Consider the following 3,360-nt stretch of genomic DNA (forward strand, 5'->3'; position numbering starts at 1 on the left):
ACGTCGTGCCTAGGCGAGGAGCTCGAGCTGGGCGAGCGTCAGGGGGCCGTCGCCGGCGACGCCGGTCACCACCAGGCGCAGAGCGGCGGACGCCGTCGGCCCCGCCACGGTGAACGGCCGAGTCTGCCGCGCCCACCGGAACGTCTCGCCCTGCCGCTCGTCGAGCACGGACCAGGCCAGGCCGTCGTCCGACCCCTCGAGGCGCCACGCGGCCGGCGCCGCACCGTCGCCCGAGGTGAGCGTGTACCGCACGACGACCGGCCGCCCGTCGTCCGCCGTCCACGTGACGACGGGCGTGCGGGTGGCGAACGTCGACACCGTCGCCGAGGTGTCATCGACCAGGGCTGCCCCGTCGACCGGCGCTCCGCCGTCGTCGACCACGACGGTGCCCCGCGCGGTGACGTCGACCAGCGGTGCCGGTGGCGCGTCGCCGGTGGTGAGCGACGGCGGCGCCGCGGCCGGCCCGGTGCCCCAGGACGACGGCTCCGGGCCCATGACGAGCTCGATCGTGGCGCCGCCGGCGAGGTCGCCGTGGGCCAGCCAGGCCGCGTCGCGCGCCTCGCCGTCGACGGTCAACGACTGCACGTAGACGTTCTCCACCGAGTTGCCCACCGCTCGGACGACCAGGTCCCCGTCCGGCCGACGGATCGTCACCTCGTCGAACAGCGGCGACCCGACCGCGTACCGCGGTGAGCCGACCTGCAGCGGGTAGAGGCCGAGCGCGGCGAAGAGCCACCACGCCGACATCTCGCCGTTGTCCTCGTCGCCCGGGTAGCCCTGGCCGATCTCGCTGCCGACGAACAGGCGGTGCAAGGCCTCCCGCAGGATCCGCTGCGCCTTCCAGGGTGTCCCGACCGCGGTGTAGAGCCACGGCACGTGGTGCGACGGCTGGTTGCTCACGCCCCACATGCCGAGGCGCACGTCGCGGGCCTCCGTCATCTCGTGGATGACCTGCCCGTACCCGCCGACGTGCGTGCCGTCCTCGGGGCGGGAGAAGAACTCGTCGAGCCGCGCCTCCAGGCCGGCGCGCCCGCCGTACAGGGCGGCGAGACCCTGCGGGTCGTGGGGCGCGTGGAACGCGAAGTTCCAGGCGTTGGTCTCGGTGAACGGGCCGCCCCAGTCGTCGGGGTCGAAGTCGCGCGCGGGGGGCGTGAACGCGCCGTCCGCGCGCCGCGACCGGAAGAACCGGACCTCCGGGTCGAACAGGCCGCCGTACTGCTTCGCCCGGTCCAGGAGGTAGGCCGACTCCTCCCGCAGGGTGTCGCGACGCTCGTCGGGCGTCGCCGGGTCGTCGGCCAGCGCCGCCGCCATCGTGCCGATGCCGAAGTCGTTGAGGCAGCCCTCGAGCCCCCAGGACACGGACTCGTGCGTGGTCGCGGGCGTGAACCCGAGGAACGTCGACGTCTCCAGGCCCTTGCGCCCGACGGCGTCGTGCGGCGGGGCCACCGTCGCGTTCCGCAGCGCGGCGTCGTACGCGTCGAGGGCGACGTCGATGGGCAGCGCGCCCTTGAGGTAGGCGTCGGCGAACGCGACGTCGGAGCTGGTGCCCGTCATGAGGTCGGCGTAGCCCGGCGAGGACCAGCGCGAGATCCAGCCGCCGTCGCGGTACTGCTGGACGAACCCGTCGGCGAGGTCGGCCGTGAGCCGGGGGTACAGCAGCGCGAGCGCCGGCCAGGCGGTGCGGTAGGTGTCCCAGAACCCGTGGTTGACCATCATCCGGCCCTCGACCACGGCGGCCCCCGACTCGGTCTCGGTGCTCGGGCCGACGGGCGGCGCGACCGGGCTCGCGTACCGGGGCACCGGGGACTCGAGGGTGCCCGCGTTCTCCGTGTGCGAGGTCGGATAGAGGTTCAGCCGGTAGAGGTTCGAGTACAGCGTGACGCGCTGGTCGTCCGTGGCCCCGGCGACCTCGACGACGCCCAGCCGCTCCTCCCACAGCGCTCGCGCGGCCCGTTGCACGTCCTCGAACGAGCGGCCGTCGAGCTCCTGCGCCAGGGCACGGCGCGCCTGGTCGACGGAGAGGTACGACGTCGCGAGCCGGAGCTCGACGGTGGCGTTCCCGGTGTCGCCGGAGGTGTCGAAGCTCGCGTACCGCGCGTGCTGCCGGTCGCCGCGGGCGGCACCGACGGCGGCGGGGACCCGGTCGAAGCTGCCGGCCACGAACATGCGGGAGCGGCCCACCGACAGCGGGCTGCCGTCGTCGACCCAGCCCGTCACGGTGCCGTCGGGGTGCGTCGTGAGGCGCGCCTCCCCCGCCGCGGTGGTGACGGTGTCGAGCAGCACGTGCCCGGGGGCGCCCGCGGGGAAGCCGAGGCGCAGCACGCCGCCGTGGTCGGTGGGCGTGGCGGCGAGCGTGGTGCCGTCCGCGAAGGTCACGGCGTACAGGTCGGGGCGGGCGATCTCGTCGGCGTGGTCGAACGGCAGCGCCCGGTCCGTGAGGGCGGCCGTCGGGGTGCCCGGGCCGGACGCCGGCTGCACGACGAGCTGGTTGCGGTCGCCCATCCACGGGCTGGGCTGGTGCGAGACGCCGAAGCCCTGCAGGGCGGGCCGGTTCTGCGCGTCGTTGGCGCGGTGGTACTCGTACAGCCAGCGCCGGGAGCCGGCGTCGGTCATCGGCACCCACAGCGTGAAGCCGTTCGGCACCGCCGTGGCCGGGACGGTGTTGCCGCGCGAGAACTGCCCGCTCGCCATGGTGCCGCGGCGGGTGTCGACGAGGTCCACGAGCTCGGGCCCGGGCGCCTCCGCGGGCTCGGCGTCGATCACGACGTCGTCGAGCCAGCCGGAGAAGGCGGCGTCCGGCAGGTCGTCGGGCGGATCGCAGCGCAGCAGGATCGCGTCGACCGTGCGGCCCGCGGCGACCGCGCCGACGTCCACGCGCACGGAGTTCCACTGGTCGGGGTAGAGGATCTTGCCCTCCCCCTGGACGCGCGCCGAGGCGCCGGTGCCGTGCGCGTCGATGGCCGGCAGGTCGGAGAGGAAGGTGCCGTCGGTGAACGCCAGGTCCAGCGCGACGTACGTGGACGGGTACCTCAGGTCGCCCCGCAGGTCGGGCAGGACGACGTAGCTCAGCCGGGTGCGCGGCCCCACCTCGATCCCCAGGCCCTCGAACAGCACGTGCGTCGCGGGCCCGGGCCCGTCCTTGAGGCCCGCGAAGCCCAGGGCGTGCAGGCCCGTGAACCCCGCGCGCGGCTTGTGCGTGGCGCCCGACGCCGGGCCGTCGCCCACACGGGCGACCAGGGGGGCGCGGCGTCCCGACGGCAGCGGGGCCGGGTCGCCGGGCTCGAACGAGGTACGGAAGTCGGGTCCGGCCATGTGCTCCACTCTCCTGCGGTCACGGCCGCGCGGCGACGGGACCAGGTC

1 protein-coding gene is annotated in these 3,360 nt (G+C 75.1%); it reads right to left on the reverse strand.

From position 1 onward, the window contains the following. Positions 1-9: 9 nt before the first annotated feature. Complete coding sequence (locus ACFUVW_RS20270; RefSeq protein WP_430573097.1) at positions 10-3,312, reverse strand: GH92 family glycosyl hydrolase; 3,303 nt, start codon at positions 3,310-3,312, stop codon at positions 10-12. Between the last annotated feature and the right edge of the window lie 48 nt (positions 3,313-3,360).

Origin of the sequence: Isoptericola sp. NPDC057391, assembly GCF_042668085.1 — a bacterium.
Classification (GTDB): Bacteria; Actinomycetota; Actinomycetes; order Actinomycetales; family Cellulomonadaceae; genus Isoptericola.